Origin of the sequence: Bartonella sp. CM86QHHN, assembly GCF_042194695.1 — a bacterium.
Lineage (GTDB): Bacteria > Pseudomonadota > Alphaproteobacteria > Rhizobiales > Rhizobiaceae > Bartonella.
In genome coordinates this window covers 1-16,384 of record NZ_JBHIND010000057.1, presented here as the reverse complement: position 1 = coordinate 16,384, position 16,384 = coordinate 1, and the positions used below count along the sequence as shown (strand labels likewise).

General features: G+C 34.6%; 14 protein-coding genes. 3 read left to right on the top strand and 11 right to left on the bottom strand.

Annotated elements, in window-relative coordinates; genetic code table 11:
- Positions 1–642: 642 nt before the first annotated feature.
- From ACFIKX_RS05580 to tatA, 9 genes are all read right to left on the bottom strand, one after another.
- Positions 643–1,503: a phytoene/squalene synthase family protein gene (locus tag ACFIKX_RS05580; RefSeq protein ID WP_375628963.1), complete on the bottom strand. Its 861-nt coding sequence runs from the start codon at positions 1,501–1,503 to the stop codon at positions 643–645.
- An 876-nt stretch (positions 1,504–2,379) separates the two neighbouring features.
- Positions 2,380–2,766 (bottom strand): Mth938-like domain-containing protein, encoded by a 387-nt coding sequence (locus ACFIKX_RS05575; RefSeq protein WP_375611259.1) that lies wholly within the window; start codon positions 2,764–2,766, stop codon positions 2,380–2,382.
- Between the two features lie 462 nt (positions 2,767–3,228).
- Positions 3,229–3,681: a preprotein translocase subunit YajC gene (gene yajC / locus ACFIKX_RS05570; protein ID WP_375628961.1), complete on the bottom strand. Its 453-nt coding sequence runs from the start codon at positions 3,679–3,681 to the stop codon at positions 3,229–3,231.
- A gap of 685 nt (positions 3,682–4,366) precedes the next feature.
- Positions 4,367–5,548: a peptidoglycan DD-metalloendopeptidase family protein gene (locus ACFIKX_RS05565; RefSeq protein WP_375628959.1), complete on the bottom strand. Its 1,182-nt coding sequence runs from the start codon at positions 5,546–5,548 to the stop codon at positions 4,367–4,369.
- Between the two features lie 155 nt (positions 5,549–5,703).
- Positions 5,704–6,363, bottom strand: a complete 660-nt coding sequence (locus ACFIKX_RS05560; RefSeq protein WP_375606265.1) for a protein-L-isoaspartate(D-aspartate) O-methyltransferase — start codon at positions 6,361–6,363, stop codon at positions 5,704–5,706.
- A gap of 133 nt (positions 6,364–6,496) precedes the next feature.
- Positions 6,497–7,774: a serine--tRNA ligase gene (serS, locus tag ACFIKX_RS05555; protein ID WP_375628958.1), complete on the bottom strand. Its 1,278-nt coding sequence runs from the start codon at positions 7,772–7,774 to the stop codon at positions 6,497–6,499.
- A 61-nt stretch (positions 7,775–7,835) separates the two neighbouring features.
- Positions 7,836–8,618: a twin-arginine translocase subunit TatC gene (gene tatC, locus ACFIKX_RS05550; protein ID WP_375628956.1), complete on the bottom strand. Its 783-nt coding sequence runs from the start codon at positions 8,616–8,618 to the stop codon at positions 7,836–7,838.
- Positions 8,615–9,019 (bottom strand): twin-arginine translocase subunit TatB, encoded by a 405-nt coding sequence (locus ACFIKX_RS05545; RefSeq protein ID WP_375628955.1) that lies wholly within the window; start codon positions 9,017–9,019, stop codon positions 8,615–8,617. The genes tatC and ACFIKX_RS05545 overlap by 4 nt, the downstream gene beginning before the upstream one ends.
- A gap of 58 nt (positions 9,020–9,077) precedes the next feature.
- Positions 9,078–9,377: a twin-arginine translocase TatA/TatE family subunit gene (tatA, locus tag ACFIKX_RS05540; RefSeq protein WP_375628953.1), complete on the bottom strand. Its 300-nt coding sequence runs from the start codon at positions 9,375–9,377 to the stop codon at positions 9,078–9,080.
- A 1,645-nt stretch (positions 9,378–11,022) separates the two neighbouring features.
- Between tatA and ACFIKX_RS05535 the strand changes: the two genes are divergently transcribed.
- The 3 genes from ACFIKX_RS05535 to pgsA all read left to right on the top strand — a co-directional run bounded on the left by ACFIKX_RS05535 (position 11,023) and on the right by pgsA (position 14,914).
- Positions 11,023–11,886 carry a 23S rRNA (adenine(2030)-N(6))-methyltransferase RlmJ gene (locus ACFIKX_RS05535; RefSeq protein WP_375628951.1) on the top strand — a complete coding sequence of 288 codons (864 nt, stop codon included), beginning with the start codon at positions 11,023–11,025 and terminating at the stop codon, positions 11,884–11,886.
- A 394-nt stretch (positions 11,887–12,280) separates the two neighbouring features.
- Complete coding sequence (gene uvrC / locus ACFIKX_RS05530; RefSeq protein WP_375628949.1) at positions 12,281–14,260, top strand: excinuclease ABC subunit UvrC; 1,980 nt, start codon at positions 12,281–12,283, stop codon at positions 14,258–14,260.
- 72 nt (positions 14,261–14,332) lie between these two features.
- Entirely contained in the window at positions 14,333–14,914 is a 582-nt protein-coding gene (gene pgsA, locus ACFIKX_RS05525) for a CDP-diacylglycerol--glycerol-3-phosphate 3-phosphatidyltransferase (RefSeq protein ID WP_273723320.1), read from the top strand.
- 334 nt (positions 14,915–15,248) lie between these two features.
- Here the strand turns inward: pgsA and ndk are convergent, their stop codons facing one another.
- Together ndk and ACFIKX_RS05515 are read right to left on the bottom strand one after the other, a co-directional pair.
- Positions 15,249–15,671 (bottom strand): nucleoside-diphosphate kinase, encoded by a 423-nt coding sequence (gene ndk, locus ACFIKX_RS05520; RefSeq protein ID WP_375612918.1) that lies wholly within the window; start codon positions 15,669–15,671, stop codon positions 15,249–15,251.
- 268 nt (positions 15,672–15,939) lie between these two features.
- Positions 15,940–16,384 (bottom strand): autotransporter outer membrane beta-barrel domain-containing protein (locus tag ACFIKX_RS05515; RefSeq protein ID WP_375628948.1); only part of this gene is annotated, 445 nt, incomplete at its 5' end.

Here is a 16,384-nt window from a genome sequence, read left to right as displayed (position 1 = left end):
CATTCATTCATAGCTCATTATATTGCTACTCTTAATATTCATTCATAGGGAGCATATTGCTTCTTCCTTAAATGATTTCATTTACACACCAAACTTATAATAGATAAAAAAACTATTTTTAAAATTCATTATAAAAATGGAGAAATCTTTTTCTATTCAAGACTCTCATTCAATATGAGAAAAAACGAATTATCATTATAAATCAATATATTCATCAATCATAACAGTCATCAATTATGATGTTATAATTTCTCAAAAATAAGAGTTTTTTATAGACTTATAGACTGCTAAGATAACTTCTCTCATAAAATAGAAATTTTATTTCATTTGCAAATGAGATACAATCAATACATTCAGAGTACTTAAAAGTTCTTCTTCAAACAAACCAATGTATTAAGATTTAGCTCATGTTTTTCTTTCTCTGCATCTCACCCATCCAATACACTGAATAAAACATATTACTGATGAAGAAATACAGCGTATTTTCAAGATCATAAAATTTCTTATTCTTTTGCGTTCATAACAACCAAAACATCAACATTTTTTATAACAAAAAAATGGTTTGGAATCACAATAGCTCCTTTTATCTTCATATGAAAAAATCAGTCTACATGTTACGCATTCCAACGTAGTAATATTTTTTTACAATATCTTTGGAAAATTGCCGCTTATTGCTGCCCTTGTTATCAACCAATAGCGATACATCAATGGCAAAGTTGCACTCTCTTGAAAAATTGCTGCCCCCAGCTGTATAGCTTTTTGAAGAGAAGCTGGTACAATGACCAATGGAAGAAAAGCTGGCTTAAGAACTCTAGGTAAAGTACAAGAATACTCGTAAAATTGGGTATAATGATCGCGCGATAATGCTACCATAGCTTCAACAATACAACCCTTTTGTTGATCGCTGAGACGATGAGATTCCAAATCTTCCCTATTCACTCCTACAGCCTTTAATATATCAGTGGGTAAATAATATTGATATCGTGATTGCATGAATGATAAAAGACGCAATACACCGCTTAATCCTTGAGAAATCCCTCCATGTTCATAGATATCTGTAAACTCTTGTGCAGTTTCAGGATCTAATATCTGACAAGAAAGCTGTAAAATTATGCCTGCTGTCTCACCACAATAATGCTCTAGATCATGAAGTGTTTCTATTGGATTGTGATAAAGATCTAAAATTTGCGCATCACAATAACGTAAAAAAGCTATCTTAGGTAAATTAAAAAGAGTCATTGCTTTTAATAAATCATTCAAAATCGGATTGTTTCCACTCGTTTGCATTTCACCATGAGCAATAGCATCATACCACCAACGTAACCGTATTTCTCCTATGAGAGGATCATGTACACTTTCGCGGATACGAGAAACTTCAGCATTAAATACATAAAGAGCAGCCAATGCTTGGCGCTTTTTTTTAGGTGCAAATAAAACCGATATATAGCGATCACGATCTATGGTACGTAAAATATCAAGACAATAAGGAAGAGAGCCTATCATTCAATGAACCTATTAACGTCCCTTTTTTAGCAATTAAATTAATACCCTCTTTTTATTCATATTAAAAAATGAAGGATAAGCAAATACAGTTCAGAAAATAAGATTTTTAAATGTGTCTCTTAACTGTATTATGAATTAAAATTTCTTTTCTAGTCCCTTTTCGTTTTAGAAAGAAAAAAATTAAATAAATAATTTTTCTGATAAAACTTATCTTATCGGACTTCAAGTTTTCATTTGCAATAAAAAGCTAAAAACCAATCGTAACATGCATAGTAAAACTTGAACAACAAACAATGCAAGACACTTTTTCAGTGGATAAATGACAATGTTATTTTATAAAAAATGCACTGATCACAAAAACTTCATCAAATCATTGACCTCCTCCCCATCCTAAAAGACAAAGGTTCTTACCAACACCAATTTCTAAAAAATCCAATTGCTCTCGGTACGTTTCTGTTACTATAAACGCATTGATTTATAATGATAATTTTGTGTTTTGTATGTTAAATTAGAATCCCAAATATCGTAGATATGCTTTCATTTCAAACCAATTCCATGTTACATCAATAAAAACTATTCCCTTGCACGTCACAAGCGGAACTGGCTTGTAGGTAAAAACTGTATAAGAAAGAATTAAAATGCCTCTTATGAACCGTCTTAAGTGCCAAGAGCTGATCACTCATGTGATTTATTAGGAACTATGAGCAAACTTTGTCCTGAATACTTGCTGCTGTATTTAAAAACACTTAATGTGTTAAGTTATGTATATTCTATACCCTTATATCACCGCCTTAAACGACAGTATTTTACAGCGCAGAAAATAATCACACAAGTCTTTCATGCTAGACCAGAGCCTTTGTTTTATTAAACAATACTCTATTCTACCGCAAATAATAACGCCGCAACAGCGCGATCTTCAGCCAATAAAACATTAAATGTACGCACCGCCGCTCCCGTACTCATTGTATCTGATGAAATACGTTTTTCCCATAAAAGCACCCGTAACTCTTCAGGTAATCGTAATAATTCAATTCCAGTACCTATTAATAAAACTTCGATTTCAGAAGCTTCTTCTAAAATACGAGATATATCCCTTTGAGTGGGAACAGGCCCTGCCATCTCAATGCCATAAATACCTGATGGTACACAAATAATAGAACCTCTATGAGACATATCAGCAAAACGAAACCCACCATTTCCATAAGCATCAATAGGTGCGCGACTTGGAAAATGTGCTTCACGAATTTGAATTGCATCGAACATGAATATGCACCTTTTATTTTTGAATAATCCAATTGTCTTTGCTTCTTCTCACCATAAAAATTAAAATAAGGCTAATATAAACATTGATATGTTAAACATAGCCTAGTATTGAAGTGAAAATTTTTATATAATGCCCTAATCTTCTCATACAACAAATATATGAAAATTTGGGAATAAACCGCTGTAAAATGCTATACCTGCTTAAATAAATCTATCTTTTAAAAAGTTTCCTCAGCTTATTTACTCACAAATTGCTTTTTATAAAAACAATGATCTTGTTTAAAAAACAGAAAAAAATTGCGTAATATTCTATAAATAAAACAACTATTTTAATAATCTAAAGAAAACAAAAACTCCATTTTCTGTAGCCACTATAAAAGCCTCTTTTTCAATGAAATTGTCTTGATCTTGCCAAGCTTTTTATAAAAATGCTTAAAAAATGTAATAAACTGCCATTACACCTTAAGATGCATTTTCCTTTGATATAGCTTTTTTCTCTTCAGAGATACTCATATCTTCTTTCGTTGTCGTTTTAGATTTAGACTTTTGTGGTCTTTTTGCTTTAGCATTAAGTTTTGATTTTTTTTCTGCAACCGGCTCACCTTTAACACGCACATCAGCTAATGTTGAGCGAATAACACGAATATTCATACTCTCACCAATTTCAACCTCTAATTCACCACTCTCGTCGTGAACCTTCGTAACCTTGCCGATAATACCACCACCCGTTATAACTGTATCACCACGACGTACTGCATTAAGCATTTCTTGGCGTTTTTTCATTTGGGCACGCTGTGGACGAATGATAAAAAAATACATAATTGCAAAAATTAAAATGAATGGGACAGCGCTAGCAAATGAAATTCCACCGGAAACATCGCCTGCAACTTGAGCATAAGCGTTCGTAATAAACATTTTTATCTCCTATAGTTAAACCTCAGGTATTTCCCACTCTATTAAAATGAAATTCCGATACAGAAAAAATTCCTAAAGAATTTATCATAAAAAGCAATAACTACATAATCTAATCACAGCTTTACAAAAATACAATAAATCCTTAAGAGGCAGAATACCAAAATACAATGAGAAAAATCTTAAAAAATAGATTCACTTTCCCCTATTGTATATCCTACAATACAAATCTTTTCACTAACTCAATAAATTATACAAGATAATTTTTCTAATGAACAAACTTAATTTATATAGATAATTTATCGTTTTTGATATCAAATGACAGATCTAAATACAATAAAACGCTCTCATTTCAAACCTTCTGAATTAATCAAAACGATTTTCTTGCACGTCACACATATTAAATGAGCCTGTAGATAAAAACTTTTTAAGAAAGGCGTGAAAATATCTTTTTCATGCTTCTTTCAAATGCAAGAGCAATTTAAACACTCAAAGCTGACAAATAGTATGATACTATTGTCTTACACTTTCATAAATACAAAGATGGTAATATCTAACGACCCCAACGAACTACTTTCCTGAAACCAATGATTTTTTGCTGCAATGTTATTGATTTAAGAAAATCAATTGTTTTTCATGAATTTTCTATAAACTGTAAGACTATTCAAATGTAAAAGTCATCAATAAATTAGTTTTCTAAATATTTAAGGGGATCAACAGGTAATGAATTCTTACGCATCTCAAAATAGACACGTGGCGTTTTAACATTTCCTGAAACACCAGATTTAGCAATCTCATCACCGCGTCTTATCCTTTGTCCTTTGTTAACAACAAGCTTACTATTACATCCATAAATAGTGATAATATCATTTTCATGTCGAATCATCACAACATTACCAAGCTCTTTTAGTCCATCTCCCGCATAAATAACCACACCATTTTCTGCCGCCTTTACCGAAGACCCTTCAGGCACTGCAATATCTATTCCTCGATTCATTACTGTTCCCTTTTTTTGACCGAACTGGCTTAATAAACGCCCTCGTACTGGCCAACGCATCTTAGAAATTCCTGTGGCTTGCGGAGTCGTCATATTATCTGTATTCGTAACAGTACTTGACAAACCAGTCTCATGTTTCAATTGCGTCATCTGTTTAGAAAAATTTTTCTCAGAACTTGATTTGTTCATCTTTGCAGAGGGTGGCGTTGTTACAGGAGCTTTATATATAGGAGAGGACTTCTTGTTTTTTATAGAGAACATCACTTGAGATTGGGATGCAGATTCTGTTGTTGACACTGCCCAATCGTTATTATTGTGTGCATTTGAAGCTGCTAATGTACGCCTGCTTGGAACAACAAGGACCTGACCGATATAAATGGAATTGCTGTTTATACCATTTGCTAATTTTAATGCCTCAACACTAACCCCTACTTGTCGTGCAATACTGAGCAGTGTATCTCCACTCTGGACAATATAAGAATTCCGCCGAAAAATAGGAGATTTATCCATTTGTGAACGAGAAAGTGTTCCAAGATTACGTGGAGGGGAGCCCATAACGCGACCATCAGAAGAAGTTATCCTATCTTGATGTGGAAAATTATAGGGGGAATTATCATCTCCCCACGAATCATCGCTTGATTCCACAGGTGGCAATTCAGTGCTTTGTATCATACCACTACCGTATGATAGCATTCGCGGGTCTGTATACATAGTGCTTGATATATTTGATTGAGATGATACCGTACGATGAGAGAACGTATTGGAAAAACGCTGTGTACCAGAACTACAACCAGCAACAATAGTTACCACCGCTAACAAAGTTATTCTCTGAAAATTATGCTGGAAAATATTATCCAAAGCTTTTAGACACATCGTTTTGCTCACTCATCAATAATCAACTCACTCCATTAAAGCTTTTTTAAATTACCGAAGAGTTAAAATGAGATGTTTTATTCATAAATATCTTTATATAAGATCAAAATGAATTTAACGTAGACAATTCGCAGAAACTTCTTAGCTTTTAAAAATTAAAGTATCTCCGCAATGCCTTTAATAAAAGGTTGGTAACGCACTTGGAACAGTTCTAAACACTCAAATCGACTACCAATTTTTGTATAGCGCGTCACCGTTTGTACCCCTTCGTCAGGTCCTATCGCCTGAATGAGAATTCCATTTTCAGCTAAAAGTTCTAAAAATTCCTTTGGTTCATCAAAACGTGATGGCCAAATAAGAATGCGATCAAATGATCCTAAGCCTGTCACGCTATGACTTCCATCAATCTGCCGTATAACAATATTTTCAATTCCTAAAGTTTGAAATTTTTGTCGTGCTAAATCAACAAGCGTTTTATAACGATCAATCGTTGTCACACGGTCACTCAGACATGCTATAAGAGCAGTACAAAAACCAGATCCTGTACCAATTTCTAAGACACGATGCCTTTTTTTCAACGATAATGCCGAAAGAATTAAGAGTTGTTCTTCCAAACGTTCCATATATTCACCACACTCAAGGGGAATAACTTTATTATCATAAGCACTATTGAACCAAGGAGCAGCAACAAACTGTTGACGCGGAATTTTCTCTAATGCAGAAAAAAATCGCACGTCATCAATGCCTTTGCTACGCATTTTCAGTACAAGAGCGGCTAACTCCTCACGAAATTGTAAAATACCCTTTTGCCCCATAGTATCATTCAATCTCCAATGAAGGTGCACTTTTATCATACTGACAAACTGCTTCTTTTAAAATGGCAAAAACTTGCGCCTGTGTATCATCACCTCTTGGCAATAAACGCATATTGTCTCTCCTTTCGTAAAATTAAGCAGTAATACAGCGCATGCCTCCCATATAAGGTTGTAAAACATCTGGAATAATAATTGATCCATCAGCCTGTTGATAATTTTCAAGTACGGCAATAAGACAACGTCCAACAGCCGTACCAGAACCATTAAGGCTATGAACAAAATGCAATTTTTTATCGCCGTCTTTACGATAGCGCGCATTCATACGACGACCTTGAAAATCTCCACAAACTGAACAGCTAGAAATTTCACGATAACATTCTTGACCAGGAAGCCAAACCTCGATGTCATAGGTTTTACGCGCTGCAAACCCCATATCACCCGTAGAAAGAACCACTGTGCGAAAAGGCAAATCAAGCCGTTTTAATATATCTTCTGCACATTCAGTCATACGTTCCAATTCAATTAAAGACTGCTCTTCACTGGTAATCGAGACCATTTCAACTTTCCAAAATTGATGCTGACGCAACATACCGCGCGTATCACGACCGGCTGCTCCCGCCTCTGAACGAAAACAAGGAGATAAAGAAGAAAATCGCAGTGGTAAATCTGATATTTCAAGAATTTCATCGTTGACCAAATTGGTTAATGGCACTTCTGCTGTGGAAATAAGCCATCGACCATCTGTTGTACGAAAAAGGTCTTCAGCAAATTTCGGTAATTGTGCCGCTCCGTAAACAATCTCATCACGAACAAGAAGAGGTATTGAGACTTCTGTGTAACCATTCTCATTGACATGCACATCAAGCATAAACTGGCCTAATGCTCGTTCTAGCCGTGCTAATGCCCCTGAAAGTACTGTAAAACGTGTTCCAGACAAACGACTAGCTCGTTCAAAATTCATCTGCTTGAGATCTTGACCAAGATCAAAATGTTCCTTTGGTGTAAAATTAAATGTTGGAGGTGTACCAAAATGTCGAATGACGACATTATCACTTTCATCTTTACCTTCTGGAACATCATCTAATGGAATATTTGGAAGTGCTGAAAGAATTTTCTCAAGACTCTCCGTCAGCTGTTTTTCTTCCACTGTTGCAGAGGAAAGAAAAGCTTTAATCTCTTCAACTTCAGCTCTAAGACGTTCAGCCATTTGCTGATCCGATACCGCTAAAGCCTGTCCTATTTCCTTTGAAACAGCATTGCGACGTTCCTGCGCCAATTGCACCTTAGCAATATGCGAGCGACGTGCAAGATCAAGTTGTATTAACCTTTCAGCTTGTGGCTCAAGACCTCTACTTACGAGTGCTTTATCTAATTTCTCAGGATTGTCACGAATCCACTTAATATCAAGCATAAAAATTCCTCATTTATATTGTTTTTATTCATTCCTTATCGCATAAGATTATACACTTTTCTTAAGCGGATTTTCTTCTCTTTTCTATACTGTAAGCAATTAAAATTGAAATCTCGTAAAGTGCTATCGTTGGTAAAGCCACTGCAAACATCGTAAAAAAATCCGACGGCGTTATGATTGCCGCAATAATAAAAGAGAGCAAAATAGCCCATTTTCGTTTAGACACCAAATCATGAGACGTTAAAAATCCAATTTTTGTTAAAAGACTGATGACAAGAGGTAATTGAAAAATCAAACCAAAAATTAGGATAAATGATGTCATAAAGCCCAAATAATCAGAAATACGCACTATAAACTCTATTTTTAAATGAACATCTGGAAGAAATTGTTGAGAAAGGCTAAACCATAGTATTATTGGCGCTAATAGACCATAAACAAACGCTCCCCCAATACAAAATAAAATAGGCCCCCCAATGAGAAATGGTAAAAAAGCCATCCGCTCATTTTTATAAAGCCCTGGTGCAATAAAACTATAAAACTGAAAAGCCGTATAGGGAAAAGATAAAATAATTCCCCCAAAAGCAGAAAGCTTCATCTTCGTTAAAAAAGTTTCCCATACTTGCGTTGATTGCAAACGAATACCCTCAGGATTACCCCCTGCTATTTTCATTGCCCACTGATATGGCCATAGTAAAAAATTTAAGATATAATCTTTAACAAGAAAACACATCATAAAAGCGATCATAAATGCAACCAAGGCAGCAATAATTCGCTGACGAAGTTCAATTAAATGTTCTAAAAGTGGTGCCATATGAGCATCAACTCCATCTTTCTTAACATTCATGACATATCTTCTTTATCTTTAGAAGCAATAGATACTGTCGTATCTTTATTGGTTACGTTTTGATCACATTCCAAAATTTCTTTATCTTTTTTTGATTTATGATGTGTTTCCTTAACATCCCAATTATCGTGGATATCCTCTAATATATTTTGAGTGGGATCAAAAGTTTCTGCCAACTTCTTGCTTGAATCGCTAATATCCGAACATACTTTTTGCAAATCATCGCACTCGATTTGTTTTATTACATCATCAAACTGATGACGAAGTTCATTTGCTGTTGAATACACATACGCTCTTATCTTTGCTACTGTCTTTAATATTTTAGGTAAATCTTTTGGTCCAACGACAATGATGAGAACAAGTAAGATTACGATAAACTCTGGTCCGTCAATCCCAAACATCTCTTAATTCGACTTTCTCATCAAAAAATATTGCACAATGATGATTGCGTTTTTGTTACTATTTTTTAGCAACAGATGTTTTGCTTTTTTTAGAAGCAGAAGAAACCTTTCTGCGCGCTGTTGCATGTTTTACCGATAACGGCTGAGATTGTTGAGATTCTACATCAATCATTTGGGAAGTAGGAGCCATTCCAACTTTATCCTCAATGCTATCATCTTCTTCTTTCATATTTTTTTTGAAGGCTTTAATTCCTTTAGCAACATCGCCCATTAATTCAGAAATTTTACCGCGACCGAAAAGCACAAAGATAATCAATAAAATTATAATTAAATGCGTTGGTGAAAAAATATTACCCATTATTCTCTCTAACTTTATGCTTTTAAATTTGATTTCATTTATTCATGCTTCCTCTGAAGGAGGTATCAAATATAATATCTTACTTATATATTTTCTTCTTAATTTAAAAGCAATTACACGCTTTTATTGCAAAAAGAACTTTTTATCCTCTCATCCTTTTTTAGCGTATTATAACACAAACCATTCAAAAATGATAAACCACTTCATACAAAGTTCAAAACACTTAAAAACTTTTCTAAAATAACTTCATCTGATCTCTTAGGTTACTCATCTTCCTGTAAATACTATAGCCAATGTCTTTCCTTTTAAACAATGTTGTACGTATCATTACAAACATTTCCGCCAAATTATCCTTTACTGATAAAAATCATAACATGCTGTAAAACATTTTACGTATTCAATTAAAAAAATCAGAAAGAAAAATCTCTAAAAAACTTTCTTAACACATCATCAATCTCTTCAAAAACAATCATCTTACGCACAACATTTATTCTTTGCGTTGGGGTAGGAATTTTATCATCCATTATTTCATATACAATACGAAATATGAGCCATCATCGCATTCAATTAAATATCTGTCGTGTAAATAAAAACTATTAGCGGAAAGAGTAAAAATGTACTTTATGAACCAACTCAAGTGCCAAGAGGTATGGCAATACTGCTAAAAAATAAAAAAGGTACCAGCTTGCGCCTTTATTCAGTAAAGTACCTCCATATAACCAGCTTTCTAAGCCACTGCATGCCCTAACTATTACAAGTCTCAGGATTCTGGGCATGCGTTCTCATAATATCATGTGTTTAACCTATCTCAGTATTGAAACCAGAATGGGCATTAATAGAAAATTACATTCAATCAAAAGCATGGCATCGAAGCATAATCCATGTAAAAAGAATTTCTTATCCTAGCCTTTTTTATAAGATTACCTTATAAAGCCGCTCGATAATATAGTGTTAGAGATAGATAAACCTATTTACTTTAGTTTAAACTTCCTCATTTTATTGAGATAGCTTGCAGAGCACATATCAATTTTCAAAAGTTTTATTTTAGCATTATACACAATAACCTAGCCATTTAGCGTGTATAATGTAAAGCTTTGGCTCCGCTTAAAGCAATGAGATTCATTCACACTTTTACAAAAATCCATCACTATAACACCAGCACTTTATTGCTCCATCCATAATTTTACGCTTGCTAAAAAACTTATAAATGTAACAATGTTTTTATCAAGCATTTGAAATTCTTTAATCTTTAAACAAGAAAATTTATGAATGAATTTGAAAGATAGCCTTCAATTTTTCAAAAAACTTCACTAATATTCTCGTTAATTGAGTGTTTTTTATAGTCTTCCTGGAAGAGTCGGCGATCATAAAGAAAAATCTCTTACAACATAAATATCTCTATTGAAATATTTGATCTCTTCTTGTCTATCTTTCATATAAAAAATTTAAAATTTTAACGATTAATCTCATAATATAAAAATAGCCTTGTGAATAAATGCTCCGATGACATTAATATTTTTTCTGTAGTGTATAATGTGGGAGTGAGGGTATTGTTTGATTTCTATAAGAATATTTTTATGGATATCAATTCTATTATTCTATGCTAATAATCCGGTACAGTTATACATATGATAGAGTTTACTCCATGAATTATCGGCATATTTATCATGCTGGCAACTTTGCTGATGTTTTTAAACACATTATTGTCACTCGCATTGTAGAATATCTCAAACGCAAAGAAAAAGCTTTTCGCGTTATAGATACGCATGCTGGAATCGGTATTTATGACCTTTCTTCTTTAGAAGCACATAAAACAGGAGAGTGGCGTGAAGGTGTCCAACGACTTTTTTCAACTCCTATCCCAGAAGATTTAAGAACACTCCTTTGTCCATGGTGTGATATCATTGATGCCCTCAATAAAGGGGAAAAAGAAATTATGTTTTATCCTGGATCTCCTGTTCTTATTCGTCAATTATTACGGACACAAGATCGCCTCACCGCAATAGAATTGCACAATGAAGATTATCATATTTTAGCAAAAAACTTTGCAGGAGATTATCAGACAAAAGTTCTGCATTTAGATGGTTGGCTTTCCTTAAATGCTCATGTACCACCAAAAGAAAAACGTGGGTTTATCCTTGTTGACCCTCCCTTTGAAAAAACTGGAGAGTTTTCCCGCCTTATTGATGGATTAACGAAAGCCTATCGTCGCTTTTCTGGAGGAATCTACGCTTTATGGTATCCTGTTAAATATGACAAAGAAATTGAAAGTTTTCTTCACGCGCTTTATCAAACCGGAATTCCTAAGATTCTACAACTTGAAATGCGTATCCGAAAAAGTTCAAGTCCACCAACAATGAATGGAAGTGGTATGATTATTATTAACCCTCCCTACCTTTTGGAAGAAGAAATGAAAAAACTCAGCCCCTTTCTTATCAACCGTCTTGGACAAGATGAAAATGCCAAAATAACGCATAAGTGGCTTCAAAAAGAACATCTATTATTTTAGATCTTTCTCTGATATTTTTCCTAAATCAAATATCATGTTGTAAAATACAAAGGCATTAAATGATCAAGTTCTTTGATTCTTTGGATAATATCAACATATTATAATGGTAAGCTAATAACGATCAGCGTGAATTATTTTTTTTAGAAAGCCTATCCTCTTAATCATCATGGATTTCTTATTTCAATCATTTTAATGGATAAATTGGGCAAATTCATAAAGCTGTCTTATGAATAACAACTCTCATATTTTTTATGAAAGATCGGCTCTCTAAAATCATACTCTTATGTTATAAGATATTATTTATAGAAAAAAATTATAAAGACATAAATAATCATTATTTAATAAAAAAGAATATTTCATATATTAAACAAACAACATATTCGTAACAAACGGAATGGTCCTGAAAAATAATACAAATTGTCCGCAAAATGAACGGGAAAAACTTTCTTTTCTCTCTAATGTTACATGGCATAATGCCAATCAAAGCAATGAGAAAAATCAGTTCCAAGGTATCAAATTCATACAAGAGTTTGTTAGACACCTTCCGCATAAGCCAGGGGTTTACCGGATGATTGGTGAAAATGGTGATATTCTTTATGTTGGCAAAGCCCGTAATCTCAAAAAACGTGTTTCAAACTATACACGTGAACAAGGACACAATAATCGTATTACCCGCATGATTCGTGCAACATATCATATGGAATTTATCGTCACCCATACAGAAACAGAAGCACTCCTTTTAGAAGCCAATCTCATCAAAAGATTGCATCCACATTTTAATGTACTCCTGCGTGATGATAAAAGTTTCCCTTATATTATGATTACAGATGATCATCGAGTGCCTGCACTTTACAAACATCGTGGTGCTCGAACACGAAAAGCTCACTATTTTGGTCCTTTTGCTTCTGCTGGTGCAGTGACACAAACAGTTCATGTTTTACAACGCGCCTTTTTATTACGAACCTGTACTGATTCAGTTTTTGAAAACCGTACACGCCCCTGTTTGCTTTATCAAATTAAGCGATGTTCTGCACCTTGTACTCATGAAATTAGTGACAGTGATTATAAAGAACTGGTGAAAGGAGCAAAAGCGTTCCTTTCGGGAAAAGATCAATCTATTAAAAGCGATATGGTTCAAGCTATGCATAAAGCCGCAGAAAATCTTGATTTTGAACAAGCAGCTTCCTATCGTGACCGCTTATCAGCCCTTTCTCACATACAAAGCCATCAAGGTATTAATCCTCAAACAATAAAAGAAGCGGATGTATTTGCAATTGCGCAAAAAGAAGGAATGACCTGTATTCAAGTGTTCTTTTTTCGCATGGGGCAAAATTGGGGAAACCGTGCCTATTTTCCTAAAGCAGATCCCTCTTTTTCCCGCACTGAAATTTTAGCGAGTTTTCTTGCCCAATTTTACGATGATAAACCACTTCCCAAAAGCATCCTTTTATCTGAAGAAATTGAAGAAAAGGCACTTCTTACAGAAGCATTTAGTCTCAAAGCAAACCACAAAGTGTCCCTCTCTTTACCTAAACAAGGTGAACGAAAAACTCTTGTTAATCGTGCCTATCTCAATGCTCATGAAGCACTTGAACATAAGCTTTCTGAAACAGCCACCCATACAAAATTGCTTCAAGGTCTTGCTAAAACATTCCAACTACCTTTTCCTCCACGCCGGATAGAAGTCTATGACAATTCTCATATCATGGGAACAAATGCTGTAGGAGCTATGATTGTTGCTGGTCAAATGGGATTTATTAAAAATCAATATCGAAAATTCAACATTCGCTCAACAGATATCACGCCTGGCGATGATTTTGGCATGATGAAAGAAGTGATTAAACGAAGATTGTCACGCCTTATTAAAGAGCATGATCTGCCAAATAGAAGTCATAACATAAAAGATGATGATCTTTTTCCCATTTGGCCTGACCTTATCTTAATCGATGGTGGCGAAGGACAAATCAACAGCGTACATGCAATACTTGCTGAATTACAATTAAATGATCTCTTCACAGTTGTTGGAATCGCCAAAGGGGTTGACCGTCATGCGGGACATGAACGATTTTTTATAAAAGGTATCCCCCCCTTTACACTTCCTCCACGTGATCCTATCCTCTATTTTTTGCAACGTCTGCGTGATGAAGCACACCGTTTTGCGATTGGAACTCATAGGATAAAACGAAAAAAAGCAACATTCAAAAACCCACTTGATGAAATCGAAAATATCGGTCCGACAAGAAAGCGTGCATTGCTTCATCATTTTGGAAGTGCCAAAGCTGTTGCTAGTGCCTCATTTGAAGATTTAAAAAAAGTTACGGGAATTTCTATGACAATTGCACAAAAAATTCATAACCATTTTCATGAAAAATAGGCTTGTTTCATAACCTTCGCCTTGTTACGTTTAGGAAATATATTCTCTTTCACAAGAATTAAAAATGGCTCCATGAAAAATCATACTTTTTCTTTTCCAAATATTTTAACTTATGCACGAATTGTTGCAGTCCCAATGGTTGTTGCATGCTTTTTTTTAGAAGGGCGACTACAATCAAGTGATATCACTCGCTGGATTGCTGTTTCCATTTTTATCGTTGCATCCATTACTGACTTTCTTGACGGTTACCTTGCGCGTATTTGGGAACAAACATCCAATATTGGCCGCATGTTAGATCCAATCGCCGATAAACTTCTCGTCTCTGCTTGTTTGCTCTTGCTTGCCGCAGACAGTACCATCGCTGGATGGACTCTATGGGCAGCTATTATCATTCTTTGCAGAGAAATTCTTGTATCAGGATTACGTGAATATTTGGCGGAGTTAAAAGTTAGTGTTCCTGTCTCTCGTCTTGCAAAATGGAAAACTTTTGTACAGATGATCGCTATTGTATTTCTTTTAGCTGGACCAGCCGGTAATAAAATTTTCCCTTACACAGTAGAGTTTGGCATTACTATGCTGTGGATTTCTGCCCTCCTTACATTGTGGACAGGGTGGGATTATTTTCGTGCAGGTTTAAAACACGTTATCCTATGAATAGTATGGAATTTTATAATGATGATTTATCTTTTTGTACTTAAATAAGAGATGAGAATAGCATAAGATTGATTTATTTTAAATCTATTAATGATAGATCAATAAAATGCTTTTTTGCACATTACAAGCAAGGGTAGCGTGTAGATAAAAACTCCTCAGAAAAGAGTAAATAGCCTTTATATTTTCGTAAAAGCAGCTGCAATATTAAAAGCTAAAAAAACGATTAATGCTCCATATGCTTTCAAAAAAATCTATAATCTCATAAGCAAAAAACCGAAATATAGTGTTTCGGATTTTTGCTTCTTATATACGCTTTATTATTATAAACGCTTTATTAACCAACAATTTCTACCTCAGGAAACCAAAAGGCGATTTCTGTTTTTGCCGTTTCAGCACTATCGGATCCATGGACAGAATTTTCGCCAATCGATAAAGCATGAACCTTACGAATTGTCCCTTCTTCTGCATCACTAGGATTCGTAGCCCCCATTACTTCACGGTTTTTAGCTATTGCATTTTCACCTTCCAAAACTTGTACAACGGTTGGACCAGAAGACATGAATTCAACCAATTCACTAAAAAAAGGACGTTCTTTATGAACAGCATAAAATTTTTCAGCCTCACGTTTGCTCATCCAGACACGTTTAGACGCAATAACACGTAGCTCCGCATCCTCAAGCATTTTAGTAATTGCGCCAGTCAAATTACGACGGGTTGCGTCTGGTTTAATCATCGAAAAAGTACGCTCTAAAGCCATTTAACCACCTTTATTTCATTTATAATATTCTCTAGCCATTTCTATAGCGAGCAAGGAGCCCTTTGCCAAGTGACTCTGCAAAAATCTACACAAATTCTCAAAAACATAGAATAAATTATAAAGAAAACTTTAATAAAAATACCTGCAATTGCTCATCCCATCATAAAGATACGCTACAGAATCTCAATAAATATTGAATCTTCTTTCATAATCTTAAATGCTTCCTATCAAAATTATCATTGAGATCAATTAAAAAATAACCATATCGTTAGAAACGATAGCGTACACCTAAAATACCCTGAAAGGACTGTTTTGTTTTACGCCCTTTAATATAATGGGCCTCACCATATAACTTTAACTTCTCACTCACTAAACTGCTTAAACCTATTCCTAATTTACCTGCATTCCCCGATAAGCCAGTGGTAAATGGATGGCGTTGATTAATTAACGTTTGATTGTCATCTTTATTCTCACGCAACCATGCTGCTGTAATATACGCAAGCGATGAGGAATCCATGTGAAAACCAAATTCATATCCTAAAGATAAGCCAACCTCACTGCGTAATGAAGTGAATGGACGCATGTCACCTGTCATGTCATTCGATAACTTGATTTCTTTACCCTCAACTTGTAACCATGTAAATTGTCCATAAGGCTGCAACCAACTGTTCTTTGACGTCTTAAGTCGATAACCTGCTTCAAAGGAGGCGCCC

Excerpts from the sequence above, each read along its gene's own strand:
- tatC (WP_375628956.1), bottom strand. The coding sequence starts at position 8,618 with ATGAATGTTAAGAAAGATGGAGTTGATGCTCATATGGCACCACTTTTA.
- ACFIKX_RS05545 (WP_375628955.1), bottom strand. The coding sequence starts at position 9,019 with ATGTTTGGGATTGACGGACCAGAGTTTATCGTAATCTTACTTGTTCTC.
- ACFIKX_RS05580 (WP_375628963.1), bottom strand. The coding sequence starts at position 1,503 with ATGATAGGCTCTCTTCCTTATTGTCTTGATATTTTACGTACCATAGAT.
- yajC (WP_375628961.1), bottom strand. The coding sequence starts at position 3,681 with ATGTTTATTACGAACGCTTATGCTCAAGTTGCAGGCGATGTTTCCGGT.
- pgsA (WP_273723320.1), top strand. The coding sequence starts at position 14,333 with ATGAAAAATCATACTTTTTCTTTTCCAAATATTTTAACTTATGCACGA.
- ndk (WP_375612918.1), bottom strand. The coding sequence starts at position 15,671 with ATGGCTTTAGAGCGTACTTTTTCGATGATTAAACCAGACGCAACCCGT.
- ACFIKX_RS05535 (WP_375628951.1), top strand. The coding sequence starts at position 11,023 with ATGAATTATCGGCATATTTATCATGCTGGCAACTTTGCTGATGTTTTT.
- ACFIKX_RS05575 (WP_375611259.1), bottom strand. The coding sequence starts at position 2,766 with ATGTTCGATGCAATTCAAATTCGTGAAGCACATTTTCCAAGTCGCGCA.
- uvrC (WP_375628949.1), top strand. The coding sequence starts at position 12,281 with ATGGTCCTGAAAAATAATACAAATTGTCCGCAAAATGAACGGGAAAAA.
- ACFIKX_RS05560 (WP_375606265.1), bottom strand. The coding sequence starts at position 6,363 with ATGGGGCAAAAGGGTATTTTACAATTTCGTGAGGAGTTAGCCGCTCTT.
- ACFIKX_RS05565 (WP_375628959.1), bottom strand. The coding sequence starts at position 5,548 with ATGTGTCTAAAAGCTTTGGATAATATTTTCCAGCATAATTTTCAGAGA.
- serS (WP_375628958.1), bottom strand. The coding sequence starts at position 7,774 with ATGCTTGATATTAAGTGGATTCGTGACAATCCTGAGAAATTAGATAAA.
- tatA (WP_375628953.1), bottom strand. The coding sequence starts at position 9,377 with ATGGGTAATATTTTTTCACCAACGCATTTAATTATAATTTTATTGATT.